Source organism: Bacillus sp. MN7755 (assembly GCF_054771475.1).
Genome location: NZ_BTRL01000008.1, coordinates 173257 through 196401 on the forward strand (window position 1 = coordinate 173257; position 23145 = coordinate 196401).

Consider the following 23145-nt stretch of genomic DNA (forward strand, 5'->3'; position numbering starts at 1 on the left):
CACCCTACTTTGTAATGAATTTATAGCCAAGTCCGCGAACGGTTTTTATATATTCTGGTTTACTTGGATCTTGTTCAATTTTTTCACGTAGTTTTCGAATGTGGACCATTACGGTATTATCATCGCCATTATAGGCAGGTGCTCCCCAAACTTTTTCGTATATTTCTTCTTTCGAAAATACGTAGTTCGGATTCTCGCAAAAGAAGAGTAATAGCTGAAATAGCTGGGCGGAACATTCGACAATACGTCCATTTACTGTAAGTTCTGCGGAATGTTGATCAATTGCAAATCTGCCAAATGAACTGGAGTGTGCTTTTTGTTCGTGTGGTACTGCTTGTTTCATATGTCTTCGGAGTTGTGCTTTCATACGAGCTACTACTTCAAGTGGATTAAATGGCTTTGTAATATAATCATCTGCACCGTGTGAAAATCCAGATATTTTATCTAAATCAGATGTTTTAGCTGTGAGGAAGAAGATAGGGCAATCTGTTTTTTGGCGAATGATTGGACAAATATCAAAACCAGATTGTCCAGGAAGCATGACATCTAAAAGAATTAAATCGTAATCATTTTGCTCAGTGAGAGATAATGCTATTTCAGCCGATGTTGCAGTTGTAATATGAGAAAAACCTTCTTTTTCAAGAATGGTAGTTAGTAATTGTAAAATTGCTGTTTCATCATCAACGAGCAAAATATTTGCTTGATACATAAAAAATCCCTCCTAATTTTCTCGAATATCATATCATCTTTCTGTAACTTATGGAATTTTTAAGGAAATTTTAAGGTTTTCTTTCTCAAAAAATTAAGAATCAGATGATATGATAAAAGTAACATAGGGGAGGAGATGAGTGTGAATCCGTTTCAAACGATGCGAGCTAGATATTTTTTAATTGTATTTGCACTATTAACGTTAGTTGCAAGAGCCAGTAATGCATTGATAGAAAATACATTTCATATGCAAAATTCTACTTTTATAAATATTCTTATATTCTATATCCTTCCGATTACATGGATTTTTTTTGAGTATAGAAAACACAGTGTTTCATTTTCATTATTTATTAATAAAAATGAAACATTTAACCTGGTGCAAGTTTTATACATTACGATTATGTTATGCGTGTTTAGTTATGGATATCTTATTTTGTACATGTATAGTTTTGCATGGATTACACCAGCATTTATTATGAATGCATTACGTGAACCGATTATAGATAGTACCGGGGGATATGTATATCAAATTATTATGGTCGTATTCATCGCACCAATTATTGGTGAATTTGTTTTTCGGGGATTTTTACTGCAACGCTTTGCAGCAAAATGGGGAACGAGTATAGCGATCATTGTAGTAGCGATGTTGTTTGCGTTGTTACATGTTGATTTCCTAGGCGCAGTTGTATTTAGCGTTGTACTATCAATCGTATATATTCGTACGAATAGCTTACTCATGCCAATTGCTATTCACATGTTAAACAATGCATTTGTAATCGGTGTTTCTTTTCTAATAAATAAAGAAGAGATAATGAGTTTTGCAGATTTCTCAAATTATACGACGTTCTTTCCAGGACTTATTATTTTTATAACAGGATTAAACTTAGTACTCATCTTCTTATTTGTTAACCGCAAATATTGGAGTAAAGAAATGCCAGCTATATATGTAGAGCAGGAAAAAAGCTTTTCAGACGTAGTGGGGAGTAAATGAGATGAAGAAGACGATTGAAAAATATTGAAAGACATTATAGATTCTACGTCTATTACAGATATATGTGATAGAAACGTTTGCCATTGGCTTCAACCTGTAGTAGATACGATTGTGTTTTCAGAGTATTACTTATTTTCTAGTACTCATTTAAAAGAAAATATTATTTCTCTTCTTATTGTGTTAGGGGTTTTACTAATATTTGGTCTAATTGTAGAAGAAATGATGAAGCGCATCTTCAGAAAAAATGAAGAGAAGTATATGTGGGTTCATAAAGTATTCGTGAAAGTAATAGTGGCTTTCCTTTTGTTTTATAGTATGAAAACAATCATTTACTTTATAGCTTTGAAACATCATTAATTCTAAATTTGAAAGGGATGTATAAAATTATATGAATGAAACAATATCATCAAATAAGTTTTTTTATTTGATTTTGCTTAGTATTGTGCTGATAACGACAGTCAATGTTATTCTTCGCTGGGAGGAAGCTTATTTCTTCATGTATTTAGCGCTCCATTTATTAGGGATTTTATGTATAAGTGGCGGAATAGTTGCTGAAAAAAAGAGTGAAGAAAGTATTAATTATATGTGTGTGACCGGTCTTATTTTACTATTAGCTGTACAAGGTATTATGAAATATAGTACTTTTTCTTTACAAGATTTTAGTTTATTAGTGGATGTACTTCCTTAAGGGGGCGCGTTATGTTATCTAAGAAGCAAATAGGATACGTACTAGTTTTAATTGGATTTTTTACGCTTATTGTAACGACTTTATTTTTTCAAGACTATGAATATATACGCTATATAAAAGGCGCTGGTTTAATATGTTGGGTTGTAAGTACGTTTCTTATCCCAGATTATGAACCGAAGAAAGTGTCTAAAGGTAGGTAAAACTCTTCTTTTTGTAGAAGAGTTTTTTTATATAACTAGAAGGCTCTCGAGCAATTCGCGTAATAAGCTTGTTCTAATTTAGCATGTACGAACTTACAATAATAATAGACAGGCAGCATAGAGGAGGGAATAGCGTGAGGAAGGTTATTGGGTGGTCGCTTTTTTTGTACGTTGGGTTTGCATTGCTTATATACTGGTATTTATTTGGATGGAGTCATGAACTTATTCCGGACATGTATAAAGGAACGAGTGCAGATCCAGAAACGTTTATGAATGCAAGAGAGCTTACGCTAAGCCAAGATTATTCGCGCGTGAAAAATTTACTGTATTTTTTAGCGACGCCTCTTGAATGGATTATTTTATTATTTGTGCTTGTGCTCGGTATTTCAAAGAAGTTTGAGAAATGGTCGAAGGAAACGACGAAAATAAGTGTCCTGCAAGTTGCGATTTATTTCTTTTATTTATCATTACTTACAACAGTTCTTGCCCTGCCAATGCAATGGATTAGCCGAAAAGTATCCGTTGATTACGGCATTTCAACGCAAAGTACACAAAGCTGGATAAAAGATCATGTTATCGGTTTTTGGGAGAGTTATGCGACTATGTTAATCGTAGTTACCGTTCTGTTATGGCTTATCCGTAAATTCCCAAAGAGATGGTGGCTAGCAGGGTGGGCACTCTCTGTTCCATTTACAATCTTTTTAACATTCATACAGCCTGTCGTTATTGATCCACTTTATAACGACTTCTCGACGCTGAAAAATAAAGAATTAGAAACGAAAATTTTAGAGATGGCAGACAAAGCCGATATTCCGGCTAAACATGTATATGAAGTAAATATGTCGGAAAAAACGAATGCGTTAAATGCATATGTAACAGGAATAGGACTTAACTCGCGTATTGTAATGTGGGATACAACGCTTAAGCAATTAAAAGATAAAGAGATTTTATTTATAATGGCTCATGAAATGGGGCATTATGTTATGAAACATATATATTGGGGCGTGGCGAGTTATGTGTTGCTATCGTTTATAGGGATGTATTTCATTAGTCGTATTATAAATATGTGTATTCGAAAATGGGGAGATACGCTGCAAATTTCAAAAGTAGCATGTTTCTCAATTTTACCTTTATTTTTCTTAATTTCTTCTGTACTCTCTTTTGCATCACAGCCAGCAACAAACTATGTTTCTCGTATAGAAGAACGAGCGGCAGATCAATATGCTTTAGACATGACGAAAGACGGGAAATCTGGTGTAAAGACGTTTCAATATTTATCAAAAACGAGTTTAAGCCAAGTAAATCCGCCTGCGTTAGTGAAGTTTTTCTTATACACACATCCACCAATTTTCGAAAGAATTCATACGTTTGAACAATATGAAAAAGAAAAGAAGCAGTAGTGTACTGCTTCTTTTTTTTATGGGGTATTCGAGTTTTGGAAAATTATAGTGTATAATATATGGAATATTCAGTGAAATATTTAGGAGGTTAATATTTTGTTTCATTCAAAATCAATGCCGGCTATAAAAATGATCCTTTCAATGTCTATTTTCGGGTCAATTGGATTCTTTTCTGTTCAAACGGGTTTACCGTCTTTTGAATTAGTATTCGTTCGTTGCATTTGTGCGACTATATTTTTAGCATTATGTTGGCTCGTAACAGGGCAGTATAAAAGTGAGCAATGGAATAAAAAAGAAGTTGTACAAATATTAGCATGCGGTGTATTTCTCGTTTTCAACTGGGTATTTCTATTTAAAGCGTTTGAAGTTATGTCGATTACAATTGCGATTTCAGTTTATCATCTTGCACCCATTATTGTATTAATGATTGGTAGTATCGTATTTAAAGAGAGACTTACAGTATTTGCGGTTATGTCCATTGTCATTTGTTTTATCGGTACCGTTTTAGTAGCTGGAGTAGATGGAAGTCTATCGCTCGAAAAAATGATGTCGTCTGGAATGGTATGGGCACTTCTTGCAGCATTATTTTATGCTTTTACCACTTTATTAGGAAAAGGAATTCAGCATACGAGCGCATATGCGATGACATTTTTACAAACATTTTTAGGTATATTTTTATTGCTACCATTCGTAGATTTTGGCAAGTTTCAAGGATTAACAGAGATGAACTGGATGATGATTACAGCGACAGGTCTTATACATACTGGATTTGTATATTACTTATTTTTTGACAGTTTAAGAGATTTATCGACTAGAATGATCTCTGTATTAGTATTTTTGGATCCTGCTGTTGCGATACTATTAGATACAGTCTTTACCGGATTTAGACCGACTAGTATGCAAGTAGTAGGGATTATCCTTATATTTGTAGGAATGGCCTTTACTTTTCGGAAAACGAAGGATGAAAAAATAGCGTTGAAAGAAAAAATGTATTCATAATTGTAAATAATTAGATCATATTCTATTGATAATTTTCTTATTTTTTGTACAATATAAAAGATAGGAAAATAAAGGAAAAGGTAGATGAGAGAGATGAAAAAGCTAGTAAAGGTAGCGACATCGTTAACTTTAATGGGAGGAATATTTGTAGGTGCAAATGGTGTGTCTGCAAATACAGATGTTATCGAAAAATCTGGTCCTAATATTATGATAGAATTTGATGATGTAACAACAGATCATTGGGCATATGATGAAATTACGAATTTAGTATATCATCGCATTATGTATGGCTATGGGAATGGTAAGTTTGGGACAGAAGATAATATAACACGCGAACAGGCAGCGGCAGTACTACATCGTGCACTTGGTTTAAAAAGAAGTGTATTTGATGCGAATCCATATGGGGATATTAGCGGGAAGTCAACAATGTTTCCTTACGAAATTTTACATTTAACAAATATCGGTATTTTTAAAGGCGACGAAAATGGAAACTTCCGTCCGAAAGATACACTGACTCGTGCAGAATTAGCACAAATTTTAACGAAAGCATATGAGTTGAAAGCGAAGAGTCCGCATACATTTACAGATATACCAGAAAACCATTGGGCAAGGGATGCAATTAGCGCATTACAGTCTAATAAAGTAGCGGTAGGAACGGGAGATGGCAAGTTCCAGCCTGAAATGCTCGTTACACGTGGGCAATTTGCGAAGTTTTTACAACGATCAATTGATAATGCTACAGGGAAAATGGAATAGATAAAGAGAAAGCTCATAATGTGTAGAAGAGATATCTTCCGCTTATTATGAGCTTTTATTAGTAGATAGGTTATTATTTTCTTATTTTGCAGCTAAGTTGATATCCTTTATCGAAACGTCGATATATAGGGAGTAACAACATATATTTGCGTTTTTTGTCTAGAAAATGAACTTTTAAAATGTGAAGGATTTCTTTTGAAAAAAGTAGAATATTTAATGTATAGAAACACCTTTAAATGACCATAGGAAAGGGAAATGATTTGCGTACAATTCGGTATAAAAATTGAAATTGAGAGCGAATTGGCTCTCCTTTAGTAGTGATTTTCACAATAATAGATTTTTTAAATGTAATATATTGCATAAATGGTGCAAAGGCAACATATGTAATATTGGAAAGGATTTCAGTCTATTATTTTCCGTTTTTTCAAATGGAGATAAAGGGGAGAGGGCAATGAAGAAGAACATGTTACGTATAATGGCAACGGTAACTATTATGGGCGGCTTGTTTGTAAGTACAAATGTTCCAAACGTAAAAGCAGAAGAATATCCAGAAATGATTGTTTTTGATGATGTTCCAGTAAACCACTGGGCATATGACGATATAATGGACGTAGTATACAATAAAGTAATGTTAGGCTATGGAAATGGTAAGTTTGGTGTAGGTGATAATGTAACAAGAGAACAAGTAGCAGCAGTACTGTATCGTACATTGAATTTGAAAAAAGAAGGACCTTTAAAAAATCCATACAAAGATATTTCTGAGAGGGCAACAATGTTTTTAGATGAAATTTTAGTATTGACAAAGCATGGTATTTTTAAAGGTGATGAAAAAGGAAACTTTAGACCAGCCGCACCAGTGACACGCGCAGAAATGGCGCAAATTCTTACAAACGCATTTACATTTGAGATGAAGAAGAACCATACATTTAAAGATGTACCAAATAATCATTGGGCAAAAAATGCGATTAGTGCACTGCAGTCTAATCATGTCATAGTAGGGACAGGAAATGGGAATTTTGAACCGAGTAAAGTTGTAACGCGTGAGCAATATGCAACGTTTTTAAATAGAGCTGTTTTTTATTTTCCTGTAAAAGATGAAGATTATGAATGAAAGTTAAAATATAAGGACGTTTAAATTATATCAATATAATATAAAACAAGAAAAAAGCGCGGGAATCCCACGCTTTTTTCTTGTTTTATATTATTTATAAGTATATCGATGTTCTGTTCATAATTTATTTGTTGGAATTTAGTGGATAAGAAGAGATTGAATAAAGTAACTTTTTCTTGCTTAAATATGCGATTTAGTAACTTTATTATTAATAGAGTGTAAATAAAAGTATATGAAATATAGTTCATAAATTAGACAAAAATCACATGGGAATTGTATTGTTACGCTTTCGTTAATTCTTTATATTAGAAAAAAATATGTTTTTAGGGAGAGAGTACTTTGAAGAAAAAAATTTTAAAAGTAGCAACAGCTTTAACAATTATGGGTGGAATAGCATTTAGTGCTGAAGGGACTACAGCAAAAGCTGAATTAGCTGCAAAGCCACAACAAGCAAGTCAAGCAATCTTTAAGGATGTACCAGCAGGACATTGGTCTTATGAAGCAATTCAAACTTTAGCAGAACAAGAAATTATGCTTGGTTATGGAAATGGTGTGTTCGGTTTTGGACATAACGTAACTCGTGAACAGGTAGCCGCTTTAATTTATCGTGCACTGGATCTTGATGAAGAATTTGGTGAAGATGAGGAATTAGAAAGCCCGTATAATGATATTGTTGATGATAACTCAACGATGTTTCCTTTCGAAGTGTTAGCAGTAACAGAATTAGGTATCTTTACAGGTGACGAGAAAGGAAACTTCAGACCAAAAGATACGTTAACACGTGCAGAAATGGCGCAAGTTCTTACGAGAGCATTTGGATTAAAGGTACAAGGACCAGCAGGATTTAAAGATGTACCAAAGGGACATTGGGCAGAAAATGCAATTAATGCAGTAGGTTCAAATGGTATTTCAGTAGGAGATGGGAATGGTAACTTCGCTCCGAATATGAAAGTAACACGTGAACAATATGCGCAGTTCTTATTTAGAGCGCTTTAATAAACAGGGGTCAGTGTTGTATAACACTGGCCTTTTTTTTATGTGTAATGCCGGTGGCAGAATACAGTTTTATAAAAAATCAATTAAATTTTCAAAAAAAACTTCCTTTTCTGAAGATTTGTTATATAATATAAAACATAAAATCAAATCTGTTATAAAACAGTTTAAGAAGGGGATGCTAATATGTCGACGCAAACTTCACGGGTTACACTCGTCGGAGAAATGTTATCAGCGTACAACGAAATATTGACACCTGAGGCGCTTAGTTTTTTAAAGGAACTACATGAAAATTTCAATGAGCGCCGCATAGAACTTTTACAAAAGCGTGCGGAGAAACAAAAGAGAATTGATGCAGGAGAGTTTCCGAAGTTTTTAGAAGAAACAAAGCGCATACGTGAAGCGGATTGGACAATTGCTAAATTGCCAAAAGATTTAGAGGATCGCCGCGTAGAGATTACTGGACCAGTAGATAGAAAGATGGTTATTAACGCTTTAAATTCAGGAGCACATCTTTTTATGGCGGATTTTGAAGATTCGAATTCACCAACTTGGGAAAATGCGATTGAAGGTCAAATAAACTTACGAGATGCAGTAAAGGGAACGATTTCACATAAAAATGAAAACGGAAAAGAATATCGTTTAAATAGTAAAACAGCAGTATTAATTGTGCGCCCAAGAGGATGGCATTTAGAAGAAAAACATATGCAAGTTGATGGGAAGAATATGTCTGGTAGCTTAGTAGATTTCGGACTTTATTTTTTCCATAATGCGAAAGCTCTTTTAGCAAAAGGAAGCGGGCCATACTTTTACTTACCGAAAATGGAAAGCTATTTAGAAGCAAGGTTATGGAATGATGTTTTCGTATTTGCTCAAAAATATATCGGTATTCCAAACGGAACGATTAAAGCAACGGTATTACTGGAAACGATTCACGCTTCGTTTGAAATGGATGAAATTTTGTATGAGCTTAAAGATCATTCTGCTGGATTAAATTGCGGAAGATGGGATTATATTTTTAGCTTTCTAAAGGGATTCCGTAATCATAACGACTTTTTACTTCCAGATAGAGCGCAAGTCACGATGACGGCGCCGTTTATGCGCGCGTATTCTTTGAAAGTAATTCAAACGTGTCATCGTCGTAATGCACCAGCTATTGGAGGAATGGCAGCGCAAATTCCGATTAAAAATAATCCGGAAGCAAATGAAGCTGCTTTTGAAAAAGTGCGTGCTGATAAGGAACGTGAAGCTTTAGATGGTCATGACGGGACTTGGGTTGCCCACCCGGGACTTGTACCAGTCGCAATGGAAGTATTTAATCACATTATGAAAACACCGAACCAAATTTTTAGAAAACGAGAAGAAATACATGTAACAGAAAAAGATTTACTAGAAGTGCCAGTGGGAACGATTACAGAAGAAGGCCTTCGTATGAATATTAGTGTAGGCATTCAATATGTTGCATCTTGGTTAAGCGGACGGGGAGCAGCACCCATTTATAATTTAATGGAAGATGCGGCAACAGCGGAAATTTCTAGGGCACAAGTATGGCAATGGATTCGTCATGAAGGTGGAAAACTAAATGATGGCCGTAATATTACGCTTGAACTAGTGGAAGAGCTAAAAGAAGAAGAATTAGCAAAAATAGAAAGAGAGATTGGTAAAGAAGCCTTTAAGAAAGGGAGATTCCAAGAGGCGACAACGTTGTTTACAAATCTCGTTCGGAATGATGAATTCGTACCATTTTTAACATTACCGGGTTATGAAATTTTATAAAAAGTGAAAAGGGGATGGAACAAATGAAAAACGAAAGAATCGAGAAATTACAAGAGAGCTGGGAACTAGATAATCGCTGGAAAGGGATCACACGTCCATATTCGGCAGAAGATGTAATTCGCCTGCGCGGGTCAATTGATATTGAACATACGTTAGCGCGCCGCGGTGCTGAAAAGCTTTGGGCGTCGCTTCATACGGAAGATTACATTAACGCACTTGGTGCATTAACAGGAAACCAAGCGATGCAACAAGTAAAAGCTGGGTTAAAAGCAATTTATTTAAGTGGCTGGCAAGTAGCGGCTGATGCAAATCTTTCTGGCCATATGTATCCAGACCAAAGTTTATATCCAGCGAACAGTGTACCTGCTGTAGTAAAACGAATTAATCAAACGCTTCAACGTGCGGACCAAATTCAGCATATGGAAGGAAGCGGTGATACAGATTATTTCGTGCCGATTGTAGCAGATGCAGAAGCTGGATTTGGCGGACAATTAAATGTATTTGAACTGATGAAAGGTATGATTGAAGCAGGTGCATCTGGTGTGCACTTTGAAGATCAATTATCTTCAGAGAAGAAATGCGGTCATTTAGGCGGAAAAGTATTACTACCAACGCAAACAGCGGTGCGTAATTTAATTTCTGCACGCCTTGCTGCAGATGTAATGGGAGTGCCGACAATTATCGTTGCAAGAACAGATGCGGATGCGGCAGATTTAATTACGAGCGATATAGATCCTGTTGATAAAGCGTTTATTACAGGAGAAAGAACACCAGAAGGATTTTACCGTACGAAAGCAGGTCTTGATCAAGCGATTGCACGTGGTTTAGCATACGCTCCTTATGCAGACCTCGTTTGGTGTGAAACATCTGAACCAAATTTAGAAGATGCAAAACGATTTGCGGACGCAATTCATAAAGAGCATCCAGGGAAATTGCTTGCATACAACTGTTCACCTTCATTTAACTGGAAACAAAAACTAGATGAGAAAACAATTGCGAGCTTCCAAAAAGAAATCGCATCTTACGGTTATAAGTTCCAGTTCGTAACACTTGCTGGATTCCACTCATTAAACTACGGCATGTTCGAATTAGCACGAGGCTATAAAGAGCGCGGCATGGCAGCGTACTCTGAACTACAGCAGGCAGAATTCGCAGCAGAAAAACATGGCTACTCTGCAACTCGTCATCAACGAGAAGTAGGAACAGGTTACTTTGATGAAGTAGCACAAGTTATTACAGGCGGTACTTCATCAACGACAGCATTAAAAGGATCTACCGAAGAAGCACAGTTTACGAAATAAAAGGAAGGGGCACCTTTTGAATGGGTGCCTCTTGTTATTTTGTTTGAGATGCGAGAGTAAATGAAATGATATCAACGATTTTTCTAATATATCGACTTACCGACAAAAAAGACAATAGTATCAAATCCACTCAGCTCTATGCTCACGAATAAACTGCATATCTTTTTCATAATGCTCCAGATGTCCTTCATCAATCATTCTTTTGAAATTTAAGTCGCCTTCTTGTGCTTTTCCTTTCATATATGTACATAACGCTTCTAGACGTAGTAGCACCATTCCTAAGTAATCTTCGTTCATACTTTTACCGTAGGACTGGACAAATAATTTCACTCTTTCTTTTATAGAGTCAGCATGTTGTGCCGATTCATAATGAACTGCCTCACCCGATTCTGTATAATACACTCTACTTAAAGGTACACAAGTATACAGCGTATAAGCGATATCCCAAATTCTTGGTCCAGGAGCAGCAACATCGAAATCAATAATGCCTACTGGTTTTTCTTGATTAAAAATAATATTGTATATGGCAAAATCGTTATGGCATAAAACCTCAATGTTATTTGGGGTATGATCCATCGTTTTCCAATCATTGGATAACGGGAAGTCACTTACAGCATCATGATAAAGGCGAAGCATCTTTGCTATTTCTTTTAACGTATCATTAGACCGCATGTATTCTTTTAAAGGATAATTCCCAGCTTCTCCTTCAATAAAAGATAAAATCTCTCTATTTTTCTCATCTATACCTAAAAACTTTGGAGCATGATAAAAACCTTTGTTTTCTAGATGCTGTAATAACTTATGAATTTTTGCACTGTCTGGCTTCAATTCTCGCCTCACAGTATTTTCAGAACGATATACGTTTGAGACGTTTCCGCCAGTTAGTTTTTCTTCGTTAGCGTAGTTTGACATGTGAAAATTCCTCCTATAATTAAAAAATCCAATTCCATATAGTGAATATACCAACAATGGCAGAAAAAAGAAGGAAAGCAAGAAATACTAGACAGCTAAGTGGGACTAACCTATCTTGCCATGTTTCCTGATACTCATAAACTAATTCTTCTACTACTGTTTTCTGTACTAAAGATAAATTTTGATCTTTATCTAACCCCTTTATATGGATAGAATCTCCTTTGAATTTTAAAGCACGTGAAATATGATAAGGATCATTTCCCATTGATTTTTCAAATAATAAACATGATTCATGCATAATGTCTGTTTTATGTTCCTCTAAATACCAGTAACGTCCAGCCATTTCTGGATATTGCAATTTATAATAAATGTCTCCGAGTTGTTTTCGAAGATATAATTCATTTGGATATGTAGAGATGAGGCCATGTAGTCTATCTCTTGCCTTACCAAGATTATTATTTTCAATATCCTCTTCAATTTTCTTTAATGTTTTTTTAGTGATTTTGGCTGTCATGAATTCCTCCTTATTTGGAATAGAGATGATTATATTTTAAAAGAAATACTAAAAATTAGAAATTCTATTTTTAAAAAAGATTGTACATTTCATTTTAAATATGCTATGATAATGTCAGTTGAATAGTTAAATTAAGCAATCCATATATTATCAAGTGCTGAAAACGAACGAGAAAAAGTATGTGAGAACTAGTTTATGTTTCGTATTTGATAATGTGTGGATTCTTTTTTTAGATAGGAAAACTAAAAAAAATTAAAAATGTATTTTCTTAGGAGGAAATAATCATGGCAGTAACAGGACAAGTAAAATGGTTTAACAACGAAAAAGGCTTCGGTTTCATCGAAGTTCCAGGCGAAAACGACGTATTCGTACATTTCTCTGCAATCGAAACTGAAGGTTTCAAATCTCTAGAAGAAGGTCAAAAAGTTAGCTTCGAAATCGAAGAAGGTAACCGTGGACCTCAAGCTAAAAACGTAATCAAACTATAATTTTATAGTTTATTATGGAAAAAAGGATGGCTGCTGCCATCCTTTTTTTTGTTGTCATATACGAGCATAATGATTATATTAGGAGAAAACGGGGGATATATATGATCGAGAGGTATACAAATGAAGTAATACTCGATGTTCGCAGGGGAAATAAAGAAGACTTACACAATACGATTGAAGAGATAAAAGCATATGCGAAAACGTATGAACATGATAAAGTGACCTTAATTGATTTGAAGAAATCGCATTCTTCTGTTTTGGATGAGGAGCGATATATAGTTCTCTTACAAATTAAAAGAGATACAGAGAATCTTGGAAGAAAATATGAATATGAAGAAGAAAAAATCGTCGGTTTTTTTGAGGATGAAGAAGAGTAAAAGGTCTTCCAAAAATGGAAGGCCTTTTACTCTTCTTTTTCAACTTTTTTCTTCTCGCGTTTTTTACATTCAGAGCATTTCGATTTACGAAAAGGTTTTGCAAAGAATAGTAGTATGAAAAATAAGCCGAAAATAATACTAGCTGAGTTTTTCACAATCACTATGCTACTATTTTTCATTTGAATCGTGGGTTGAATTTCTTTTTCTTCCATAGTGGACCTCCATATATTGGATTTTTCTTTTAATTATAGCAAAGTTAATTGTCGTAATGATACGAAATGAGGAAGCAATTGTAAATATTTATTAATAGTATAAATACATTTTATGTGGATTTTTATTATTTAATCACTATATTTATTTTTTATAATTTAAAAGAAATTTGATAAATGATAAAGTATTGTAAAAAAGTGGAATCTGTAAGCCATTTCCTTTTCATAGATGCTAAAATTATATATGCAGCTGCTAAAATAAATGGAAAAAAGGAGATAGTGGAATATGGAAAGTAAAGTGGAACGCTATGTCGAAAACTACGTTGTTAATAAAAATACAATGGCCTTACTTCCTGTAATTCTCAGTGAAAAGAAAATTGTTACGCGAGTTGTTGAAGTGCAAGACTCTTTTTTCGTATTTCAAAAGCCTCTAGATATTATAGAAAGAAGTTGCCGCAAGCATGGTTCTAGTTTTTTAGGCAGAAAAGAAGGAACGAAAGAGTTAACTCATATTACACATAAAGCGCCGATTGCCATTAGTCCGACCGATCAACTATATTTTTTCCCTACCTATTCTTATTCTAGAAAAGAGTGCTCGTGGTTGTCGCACTTTTATATTGAAAGTAATAAAGAATTAAAAGATGGAAACCTTATTATTAGATTTATAAATGGCTTTGCGGTGAAGTTAGAGATATCTAAAACTAGTTTTGAAAATCAACAAAATCGTACAGCAAAATTGCGTACTGAATATGAAGATCGTAGAAAAAAACAAGGGAATCCTTGTTTTAAAGAGATTGATAAAAATGAAGAATCTAGATTAAGACCAGCATATGAGAAAGTGTATTTTGTGAAAGAAGACGAGGTGTGAGAGGATGGGGAACTCCCATCCTTTTTATTTGTTAGTAAGTCGATATATTGGAGAAATCGCACATGCAAAAAAACTGCCATTCCCTAAATAACAAAACGTACGACACGTCCTGTCGAATATTGATAGATTATCATAGCATAATAATGAAGGAATTCTTATGAAAGGTATGGAAACTTAATAATTACATCTCCATATGTCGTATCTACCATTTCCTCTTTCATATAAGCAATGATACAGTAGAGGTAGTACTTAGAGTAAAGGGGTAAAGTGTAGAATGGATTTTCAGACAATCAAAGAGTATTTTTCACCAGAAAATATGGATTATATTGTTGAAAGTTATAAAGCGTTCGGACCACTTCTTGGTATTGGCTTACCGATGATAGAGGCGCTAATTCCGGCATTGCCACTTATCGTATTTGTATTGGCGAATGCTGTTGCATTTGGATTTTGGCTCGGTTTTCTTTATTCATGGCTTGGATCAGTAATGGGTGCCTTACTTGTCTTTTTCATTATTCGCCATTTTGGCCGAAGTCGTTTCTTTTCTTTTGTAAATAAGCATGAGAGAGTACGAAAGGCAATGGGATGGATTGAAAGGAAAGGGTTCGCACCGATTTTCGTCATATTTTGTTTTCCGTTTACACCGTCTGCGCTTATAAACGTTGTCGCTGGTTTATCTCGCATAAGTGTAAAGCAGTTTGGCCTCGCGCTTGCGTTCGGAAAGCTTGTGATGATTTTTATTTTAACGTATATCGGTCATGATTTAATGTCATTTATTCATAATCCGCTGAAATCAGTTATTGTAGCAATTGGTATTTTTATTTTGTGGTATGTCGGTAAGAAAATTGAAGTAAAGTTAGAACTACATTAAGAATAGTCTTCTTTGTAAAGGAAAGCTTCATGATTAAAGGATAAGGGGAGAAGCGGATGAAGAAAACTTTGAAAAAAGAAGGCATAGAGTGGATACGAACAATTTTAATTGGTGTATTATTAGCTGTATTTTTTCGAACGTTTTTCTTTTCAACGTACGTTGTAGAGGGGAAGTCAATGATGCCGACATTACAAGATGGCAATATGCTCGTTGTAAATAAGGTGAGTTATCAAGTGGGGGACTTGAATAGGTTTGATGTTGTTGTGTTTCATGCGAATAAAAAAGAGGATTACGTAAAACGAATTATCGGTTTACCTGGGGATCAAATTGAATATAAGCATGATAAACTATATATAAACGGACAATTCGTGGATGAACCTTATTTAGAAACGTATAAGAAAGAGATAGATGGACGACAACTAACAGGTGATTTTAAACTAGAAGAGTTAACGAAAGAAAAATCGGTGCCACCGGGATATATTTTTGTAGTAGGTGATAATCGTCTCGGGAGTTGGGATAGTAGACACTTTGGGTTTGTAAAAGCTGATACAGTTGTCGGTAAAGTTGATTTACGATATTGGCCACTTCAAGAGGTGCAAACGAATTTTTCAAAAGGTTGATATAATAGGTAGAAGTATAGAAAAAGACAAACTACTCCGTTTGTCTTTTTTCGTGTCCTATAATACAATTATAGTAGCAAACTAACGTTCGTTATGTAAGTGAAAGGTGGGGTTACATGTCACTTCGATTTGTGATTGGTAGAGCGGGAAGTGGAAAAAGTACACTTTGTTTACACGAAGTGCAAGAAGAGTTAAAGCAGCGTCCAAGAGGGAAAACAATATTATATCTTGTGCCAGAACAGATGACATTCCAAACGCAGCAGGCGTTAATTGGTAGTGAGGATGTTAGAGGTTCTATTCGGGCACAAGTTTTTAGTTTTTCACGGTTAGCGTGGAAGGTATTGCAAGAAGTTGGTGGAGCGAGTCGTCTTCACATTAATGAAGCGGGCGTACATATGTTACTTCGTAAAATTGTAGAGTCTCGTAAAGATGGATTATCGGTGTTCCAAAAAGCAGCGGAGCAAAACGGTTTTTTTGAACATCTTGGCAGCATGATTGCGGAGTTTAAACGATATAATGTGACGCCATCTAACGTATATGAAATGTGGCAACAATTAGATGCACATAGTAGCAGTGCAGAACAAAAGCTATTAGCGAATAAAGTGTATGATTTACAGTTATTATATGATGATTTTGAACGTGCTTTAATTGGAAAGTATTTAGATTCAGAAGACTACCTGCAATTACTAGTGGAAAAGCTTCCGCAGTCTGAGTATGTAAATCAGGCTGAAATTTATATAGATGGATTTCATTCGTTTTCACCACAAGAGCTAGAAATTGTAAGACAGCTTATGATTTGCGGAGCGAGAGTTACGATTACGTTAACGATAGATGAAAAGACGTTAGCACAGCCAGTAAATGAACTAGATCTATTTTATGAAACGACGTTAACGTATGAAAAAATAAAACAAGTAGCACGTGAAGAGAAGATAGAAATTGAAAAAACGATTCCGCTTATGGAACAGCCGCGTTTTCATTCGCAAGCATTAGCGCATTTAGAAACGCATTACGAAGCACGTCCAAATGAAAAGTTTCACGGTGAAGCAAGTGTAACGATTAGTACAGCAGCTAATTTACGAGCTGAAGTAGAAGGTGTTGCTCGTGAAATTCGTAGACTTGTGGCGGACGAAGATTATCGTTACCGTGATATTGCAGTTCTTCTTCGTAACGGGGAAAGTTATTACGATGTGATGCGAACGTTATTTACAGATTATAATATCCCGCACTTCATCGATGAAAAACGACCGATGTCACATCATCCGCTAGTAGAATGCATTCGGTCAGCACTCGAGATTATTAGCGGGAACTGGCGTTATGATGCAGTGTTTCGCTGCGTGAAAACAGAGCTTTTATATCCATTAGACGTAAGAAAAGAAGCAATGCGCGAAGAGATGGATGAGTTTGAAAACTACTGTTTAGCGTACGGTGTACAAGGGAAGAGATGGACTTCTGAGGATCCGTGGATGTACCGACGCTATCGTTCTCTTGACGATACGAATGGGATGATTACAGACAGTGAACGTGAAATGGAAGAGAAAATAAATCGATTGCGCGACGTTGTAAGAACGCCTGTTATTCGTATGCAAAAAAGACTGAAGCGTGCGGGAACAGTTATGCAAATGTGTGAAGCTGTTTACTTATTTTTAGAAGAGCTGGATGTTCCGAAAAAACTAGAAGCATTACGTATTCGTGCAGAAGAGAGCGGCGATTTCTTATTTGCGACAGATCATGAGCAAGTATGGGAAGAAGTAATGAGTCTTCTTGATACGTTTGTTGAGATGCTTGGCGAAGAGAAAATGTCACTTTCTATGTTCACAGACGTTATGTCGACAGGTCTTGAGGCGCTTCAATTCGCAAACATTCCGCCGTCATTAGACCAAGTGTTAATTGCTAACATTGATCGTTCTAGGTTATCAAATGTGAAAGCAACATTCGTCATTGGGGTAAATGAAGGTGTCATTCCAGCAGCACCTATGGATGAAGGTATGCTTTCTGATGAGGAAAGAGATGTTCTTGGTGCGGCAGGAATTGAATTAGCACCAACGACGAGACAAACTTTATTAGAAGAACAGTTCGTTATGTACCAAATGGTAACGAGAGCAACTGAGAAATTATATATTTCCTGTCCGCTCGCAGACGAAGAAGGAAAGACGTTACTTGCGTCTAGCTTTATTAAGAAAATAAAAAGAATGTTCCCTGATGTGAAAGAATCGTTTATTACGAATGACGTAAATGATTTATCACGTTCGGAACAAATTTCATACGTAGCAACGCCAGAAGTAACGTTGTCATATGTTATGCAGCAACTTCAAACGTGGAAACGATATGGATTTGAAGGGAATTTAGACTTTTGGTGGGATGTATATAATTTCTACGTCACTTCAGATGAATGGAAGCAAAAAAGTAGCCGCGTGCTATCAAGTTTATTCTACCGAAATCGTGCGCAGAAATTAAGCACAGTTGTAAGTAGAGATTTATACGGAGATACAATTAAGGGAAGCGTCTCTCGTATGGAACTATTTAACCGTTGTGCGTACGCTCATTTCGCGCAGCACGGTTTATCATTAAGAGAGCGTGATATTTTCAAATTGGATGCGCCGGATATCGGGGAATTATTCCATGCAGCGCTGAAGAGAATTGCAGACAGGCTATTACGTGAGAACCGTACTTGGGCGGATTTATCAATAAAAGAGTGTGAACATCTTTCTGCTGTAGTAATAGAAGAAATTGCACCGTTATTACAAAGACAAATTTTATTAAGTTCAAATCGTCATTTCTATTTAAAACAAAAACTACAACAAATTATTTTCCGTACGTCAATTATTCTGCGTGAACATGCGAAGTCGAGCGGTTTCGTACCAGTTGATTTAGAAGTGCCATTCGGTATGGGTGGTACAGGATCACTTCCGCCGATGGAATTCTCATTACCAAATGGTGTGAAGATGGAAGTAGTTGGTCGTATTGACCGTGTTGATAAGGCAGAAGACGAAAACGGGACATTCCTACGTATTATTGACTATAAATCAAGTTCAAAAGCGTTAGACTTAACGGAAGTGTATTACGGATTAGCTCTTCAAATGTTAACGTATTTAGATGTTGTTACTTCAAATGCACAGACGTGGATGAAAAAAGGCGGCACAGCATCACCAGCTGGTGTATTGTATTTCCACATTCATAACCCGATCGTTGAGGTGAAAGGTGACGCATCTGAAGCAGAAATTGAAAAGGAAATTTTAAAGAAATTCAAAATGAAAGGGCTCGTACTAGGAGATGCTGACGTTGTTCGTTTAATGGATAACAAACTTTCAACAGGAAGCTCAGATATTATTTCTGCTGGTTTGAAAAAAGACGGTAGCTTTAGTGCGCGTTCTAGCATTGCAAGTGAACAAGAGTTTAACGTACTCCAAAAATACGTACACCATACGTTTGAAAATATCGGAAAAGATATTACAGAAGGTGTAATCGATATTGCTCCTTACAAAAAGGGGAATAAAGCGGCGTGTACGTTCTGTAACTTCAAATCGGTTTGTCAGTTCGATGAATCACTTGAAGATAATCAATTCCGTACGTTAAAAGATATGAAAGATAGTGAAGCGATGGAGAAAATTAGAGAGGAGGTTGGCGGAGAATGATAGAAAATTGGCCTAAAAAACCAGAAGGAAGTCAATGGACAGATGACCAGTGGAAAGCCGTTGTAGCGAACGGACGTGATATTTTAGTCGCAGCAGCAGCCGGATCAGGTAAAACAGCAGTATTAGTTGAACGTATTATTAAAAAGATTATAAACGAAGAAAACCCAGTCGATGTCGACCGCCTGCTCGTTGTAACATTTACAAATGCAGCGGCGCAAGAGATGAAAAATAGAATCGGAGAAGCATTAGAAAAAGTATTAATTGATGAACCAGGATCTCAGCACGTAAGAAAGCAGCTGAGCCTATTAAATAAAGCTTCTATTTCGACGATCCATTCATTTTGTTTACAAGTCATTAGAGGATACTATTACATGCTTGATGTGGATCCTCGTTTCCGCATTGCGAATCAAACAGAAAACGAATTATTAAAAGAAGAAGTGTTAGATGACATATTAGAAGAAGAGTATGGAATTGAAGATAATGCGATATTCTTTGAACTCGTTGATCGTTATACGAGTGACCGTAGTGACGATGATTTACAGCGTATGATTTTAGCGCTTCATACAGAATCAAGGGCACATCCAAATCCGGAAAAATGGCTTGATAAATTAGTAGAGGCATACGATGTGGAAGGAAAGACAATTGAAGATTTAGTATATGCTTCGTATTTATTAGAAGATGTGAAATTCCAGATTGAAACGGCGGAAGCGCATATTCGTAAAGCGACTGAACTTGCAATGCTTCCTGACGGTCCAGCACCTCGCGTTGAAACCCTGCAAACAGACTTAGCTTTACTTGGAACGTTATCATCAGCTGCTCGTGAGTCATGGACAAGTGTGTATGAAGCGATGCAAAGTGTATCGTGGCAAACGTTAAAACGTATTAAGAAAAGTGATTACAACGAGGATGTTGTAAAACAAGTAGACTCTCTTCGTAATAAAGCGAAAGATGAAGTGAAGAAATTGCAAGAAGAGCTATTTAGCCGCAGACCTGAAAGTTTCTTACGAGATTTTCAAGATATGCATCCTGTATTAGAAAAACTCGTACAGCTTGTAAAAGTATTTACAGAGCGTTTCCAAGCGATGAAGCGAGATAAAGGCATGGTCGATTTCACAGATTTAGAGCATTTCTGTTTACAAATTTTAAGTGAACAAAGTGAAGATGGTGAAATGAAGCCATCAGCAGTAGCGCTTCAATATCGTAATAAATTTGCTGAAGTATTAGTCGATGAATATCAAGATACGAACTTCGTACAAGAATCGATTATTAAATTCGTAACGAAAGATTCAGAGAGTGAAGGAAACTTGTTCATGGTAGGTGACGTGAAGCAGTCGATTTATCGTTTCCGATTAGCAGAACCAGGACTATTCTTAGGAAAATATAAACGTTTCACGCAAGAAGGATTGGACGGCGGAATGAAAATTGATTTAGCGAAAAACTTCCGTAGTCGTCATGAAGTGCTAGCAGGCACGAACTTCATCTTCAAACAAATTATGGGCGAAGAAGTTGGGGAAATCGATTACGATGCTGACGCTGAATTAAAGCTAGGTGCTAGCTACCCAGAAGGTGAAGATGTAGCGGCTGAGCTATTATGTATTCAGCAAACCGAAGAAGAAGTACTAGACGGTGAAGAAGGTGCGGAAGTAGAAAAGGCACAGCTTGAAGCTCGTCTTATGGCGCAGCGCATTAAAGCGATGGTCGATTCAGGTTATGAAGTGTATGATCGTAAAACGGATAGTATGCGCCCTGTACAATACCGCGACTTCGTTATTTTACTTCGCTCCATGCCGTGGGCGCCGCAAATTATGGAGGAATTAAAACTGCAAGGAATTCCAGTATACGCTGATCTTGCGACTGGTTACTTTGAAGCGACAGAAGTAAATATTATGATGAACGTCTTCCGCGTTATCGATAATCCGATGCAAGATATTCCGCTTGCAGCAGTGCTTCGTTCACCGATCGTTGGATTAAATGATGAAGAACTTGCGACGCTTCGTGCTCACGGAAAGAAAGGTTCGTTTTATGAAGTAATGAGCTCATTCTTAAAAGGGGCACCACTTGAAGAAGAGCAAGAACTACATGATAAATTAGAGTGGTTCTATAACTTACTGCAAGGATGGCGTGAATTCGCGCGCCAACAGTCACTTTCTGATTTGATTTGGAAAGTGTACGGTGAGACAGGTTATTACGATTTCGTTGGCGGTTTACCAGCTGGAAAGCAAAGGCAAGCAAACCTGCGTGTACTATATGACCGCGCGAGACAGTATGAAGCAACATCATTTAGAGGGTTATTCCGCTTCTTACGCTTTATTGAGCGTATTTTAGAACGCGGTGATGATATGGGTACAGCGAGAGCTTTAGGTGAACAAGAAGACGTCGTTCGCATTATGACGATTCATAAAAGTAAAGGACTTGAGTTCCCAGTCGTATTTGTAGCTGGACTTGGTCGTCGTTTTAATACACAAGATTTAATGAAACGTTTCTTACTGCATAAAGACTTCGGTTTCGGTTCGCAGTTCATTGATCCCCGTAAACGAATTAAATATACGACATTATCGCAACTAGCAATTAAGCGTAAAATGAAAATGGAATTAATCGCGGAAGAAATGCGCGTATTATACGTAGCATTAACGCGTGCAAAAGAGAAGTTAATTTTAATCGGAACAGTGAAAGATGCAACTAAGGAAATGGAGAAATGGCTTGATGCGAGGGAGCATAGTGAATGGTTATTACCAGATCATATACGTGCCGGAGCATCTTGTTATTTAGACTGGATTGCACCTTCATTATATAGACATCGTGATAGTGAAATGCTTCTTGAATTAGGACAAGGAAGCATTCCAAATGAAGTTTATGGGTATGACACTAGCTGGAAAGTAGAAGTTGTAGACGGTAACACGTTACTTGCACCAGAGCCAGTTCAAGAAGAGAAGCAAGAGTTGTTAGAAGCACTTCGTGAGAAAAAGGCTGTTCCGTTAGAAAGTGAACGGAAAGAAGAAGTGTACGATAGATTAATGTGGAAGTACGGATATGAGGAAGCGACATCTCATCGTGCGAAGCAATCTGTTACAGAAATAAAGAGAAATTATCAATCTGAAGAAGGTAGCGATAACGCCTTTATTAAAAAACTACGTGCGCCAATTAAAACACGTCCACGCTTTATGGAGAAGAAAGGGCTAACGTACGCAGAGCGCGGAACAGCAGTCCATGCTGTTATGCAACATGTTGATTTGAAGAAGCCGATTACGATTGAAGTTCTTCAAGAGCAAATTGCTGGAATGGTGAATAAGGAATTATTAACATTTGAGCAGGCGGAAGAAATTACGATTGAAAAAGTCATTTCATTCTTTGACAGTGACCTAGGTAAAAGGGTATTAGCAGCAAAAAGTGTTGAGCGTGAAGTACCCTTTACGATGATGCTTGCAGCAGAAGAAGCATATCAAGATTGGCAAGGGAAGAGCGACGAAACGATTCTTGTCCAAGGTGTTATCGACTGTATGATTGAAGAGGAAGATGGCATCACGTTAATCGACTTTAAAACGGATACGATTGAAGGGAAGTTCCCAGGTGGATTCGATCAAGCGAAACCAATTTTAGAAGAGCGATATAAAGTGCAGCTTTCGCTATATGCAAAAGCACTCGAGAAAAGCTTACAACATCCTGTGAAAGAGAAATGTTTATACTTCTTTGATGGCAATCACGTTATAAAAGTTGAAGAATAGAGGGACTTGCAA

22 protein-coding genes are annotated in these 23145 nt (G+C 36.4%); 18 read left to right on the forward strand and 4 right to left on the reverse strand.

Annotated features, from left to right (window positions below):
- Positions 1–4 precede the first annotated feature (4 nt).
- Positions 5–709 carry a response regulator transcription factor gene (locus ACYVEC_RS07915; RefSeq protein WP_063224662.1) on the reverse strand — a complete coding sequence of 235 codons (705 nt, stop codon included), beginning with the start codon at positions 707–709 and terminating at the stop codon, positions 5–7.
- Positions 710–850: 141 nt separating this feature from the next.
- Here ACYVEC_RS07915 and ACYVEC_RS07920 point away from each other — a divergent pair, with 141 nt between their 5' ends.
- The 11 genes from ACYVEC_RS07920 (at position 851) to aceA (ending at position 10923) form a co-directional block, all read left to right on the forward strand.
- Complete coding sequence (locus ACYVEC_RS07920) at positions 851–1699, forward strand: CPBP family intramembrane glutamic endopeptidase (protein ID WP_063224661.1); 849 nt, start codon at positions 851–853, stop codon at positions 1697–1699.
- 24 nt (positions 1700–1723) lie between these two features.
- On the forward strand, positions 1724–2056 hold the full coding sequence (locus ACYVEC_RS07925) for a hypothetical protein (protein WP_063224660.1): 333 nt from the start codon (positions 1724–1726) through the stop codon (positions 2054–2056).
- Positions 2057–2087: 31 nt separating this feature from the next.
- Entirely contained in the window at positions 2088–2387 is a 300-nt protein-coding gene (locus ACYVEC_RS07930; RefSeq protein WP_001006045.1) for a hypothetical protein, read from the forward strand.
- A gap of 11 nt (positions 2388–2398) precedes the next feature.
- The gene (locus ACYVEC_RS07935; protein WP_063224659.1) at positions 2399–2587 is read left to right on the forward strand and encodes a hypothetical protein; all 189 of its coding nucleotides are present in this window, start codon (positions 2399–2401) and stop codon (positions 2585–2587) included.
- A gap of 134 nt (positions 2588–2721) precedes the next feature.
- Positions 2722–3987, forward strand: coding sequence for a M48 family metallopeptidase (locus ACYVEC_RS07940; RefSeq protein WP_063224658.1), 1266 nt, complete (start codon positions 2722–2724; stop codon positions 3985–3987).
- Positions 3988–4083: 96 nt separating this feature from the next.
- Positions 4084–4986: a DMT family transporter gene (locus ACYVEC_RS07945; RefSeq protein ID WP_063224657.1), complete on the forward strand. Its 903-nt coding sequence runs from the start codon at positions 4084–4086 to the stop codon at positions 4984–4986.
- An 84-nt stretch (positions 4987–5070) separates the two neighbouring features.
- Entirely contained in the window at positions 5071–5742 is a 672-nt protein-coding gene (locus tag ACYVEC_RS07950) for an S-layer homology domain-containing protein (RefSeq protein ID WP_063224656.1), read from the forward strand.
- A gap of 451 nt (positions 5743–6193) precedes the next feature.
- The gene (locus ACYVEC_RS07955) at positions 6194–6853 is read left to right on the forward strand and encodes an S-layer homology domain-containing protein (protein WP_063224655.1); all 660 of its coding nucleotides are present in this window, start codon (positions 6194–6196) and stop codon (positions 6851–6853) included.
- A gap of 339 nt (positions 6854–7192) precedes the next feature.
- Complete coding sequence (locus tag ACYVEC_RS07960; RefSeq protein ID WP_063224654.1) at positions 7193–7849, forward strand: S-layer homology domain-containing protein; 657 nt, start codon at positions 7193–7195, stop codon at positions 7847–7849.
- Positions 7850–8032: 183 nt separating this feature from the next.
- Positions 8033–9622, forward strand: coding sequence for a malate synthase A (aceB, locus tag ACYVEC_RS07965; protein WP_063224653.1), 1590 nt, complete (start codon positions 8033–8035; stop codon positions 9620–9622).
- A gap of 23 nt (positions 9623–9645) precedes the next feature.
- On the forward strand, positions 9646–10923 hold the full coding sequence (gene aceA / locus ACYVEC_RS07970) for an isocitrate lyase (protein ID WP_060629908.1): 1278 nt from the start codon (positions 9646–9648) through the stop codon (positions 10921–10923).
- A gap of 120 nt (positions 10924–11043) precedes the next feature.
- Here aceA and ACYVEC_RS07975 read toward each other — a convergent pair whose 3' ends face one another.
- Both ACYVEC_RS07975 and ACYVEC_RS07980 read right to left on the reverse strand, forming a co-directional pair.
- A complete protein-coding gene (locus tag ACYVEC_RS07975; protein ID WP_063224651.1) occupies positions 11044–11835 on the reverse strand; it encodes a phosphotransferase in 792 nt (263 codons plus the stop codon).
- A 19-nt stretch (positions 11836–11854) separates the two neighbouring features.
- On the reverse strand, positions 11855–12349 hold the full coding sequence (locus ACYVEC_RS07980) for a DUF6584 family protein (RefSeq protein ID WP_063224650.1): 495 nt from the start codon (positions 12347–12349) through the stop codon (positions 11855–11857).
- A 284-nt stretch (positions 12350–12633) separates the two neighbouring features.
- Here ACYVEC_RS07980 and cspA point away from each other — a divergent pair, with 284 nt between their 5' ends.
- Together cspA and ACYVEC_RS07990 are read left to right on the forward strand one after the other, a co-directional pair.
- A complete protein-coding gene (gene cspA, locus ACYVEC_RS07985; protein ID WP_000301522.1) occupies positions 12634–12837 on the forward strand; it encodes an RNA chaperone/antiterminator CspA in 204 nt (67 codons plus the stop codon).
- Positions 12838–12938: 101 nt separating this feature from the next.
- Positions 12939–13214 carry a hypothetical protein gene (locus tag ACYVEC_RS07990; protein ID WP_063224649.1) on the forward strand — a complete coding sequence of 92 codons (276 nt, stop codon included), beginning with the start codon at positions 12939–12941 and terminating at the stop codon, positions 13212–13214.
- 26 nt (positions 13215–13240) lie between these two features.
- Here the strand turns inward: ACYVEC_RS07990 and ACYVEC_RS07995 are convergent, their stop codons facing one another.
- On the reverse strand, positions 13241–13426 hold the full coding sequence (locus tag ACYVEC_RS07995) for a hypothetical protein (RefSeq protein ID WP_063224648.1): 186 nt from the start codon (positions 13424–13426) through the stop codon (positions 13241–13243).
- Positions 13427–13709: 283 nt separating this feature from the next.
- Here ACYVEC_RS07995 and ACYVEC_RS08000 point away from each other — a divergent pair, with 283 nt between their 5' ends.
- The 5 genes from ACYVEC_RS08000 to addA all read left to right on the forward strand — a co-directional run bounded on the left by ACYVEC_RS08000 (position 13710) and on the right by addA (position 23133).
- Entirely contained in the window at positions 13710–14291 is a 582-nt protein-coding gene (locus tag ACYVEC_RS08000; protein ID WP_063224647.1) for a competence protein ComK, read from the forward strand.
- Positions 14292–14565: 274 nt separating this feature from the next.
- Complete coding sequence (locus tag ACYVEC_RS08005; protein ID WP_063224646.1) at positions 14566–15159, forward strand: TVP38/TMEM64 family protein; 594 nt, start codon at positions 14566–14568, stop codon at positions 15157–15159.
- Between the two features lie 56 nt (positions 15160–15215).
- Positions 15216–15779, forward strand: a complete 564-nt coding sequence (gene lepB, locus ACYVEC_RS08010) for a signal peptidase I (protein ID WP_063224645.1) — start codon at positions 15216–15218, stop codon at positions 15777–15779.
- 116 nt (positions 15780–15895) lie between these two features.
- Entirely contained in the window at positions 15896–19411 is a 3516-nt protein-coding gene (addB, locus tag ACYVEC_RS08015; RefSeq protein ID WP_063224644.1) for a helicase-exonuclease AddAB subunit AddB, read from the forward strand.
- Positions 19408–23133 carry a helicase-exonuclease AddAB subunit AddA gene (gene addA / locus ACYVEC_RS08020; protein ID WP_199677687.1) on the forward strand — a complete coding sequence of 1242 codons (3726 nt, stop codon included), beginning with the start codon at positions 19408–19410 and terminating at the stop codon, positions 23131–23133. Before addB ends, addA begins: the two co-directional genes overlap by 4 nt.
- The last annotated feature ends 12 nt before the right edge of the window (positions 23134–23145 follow it).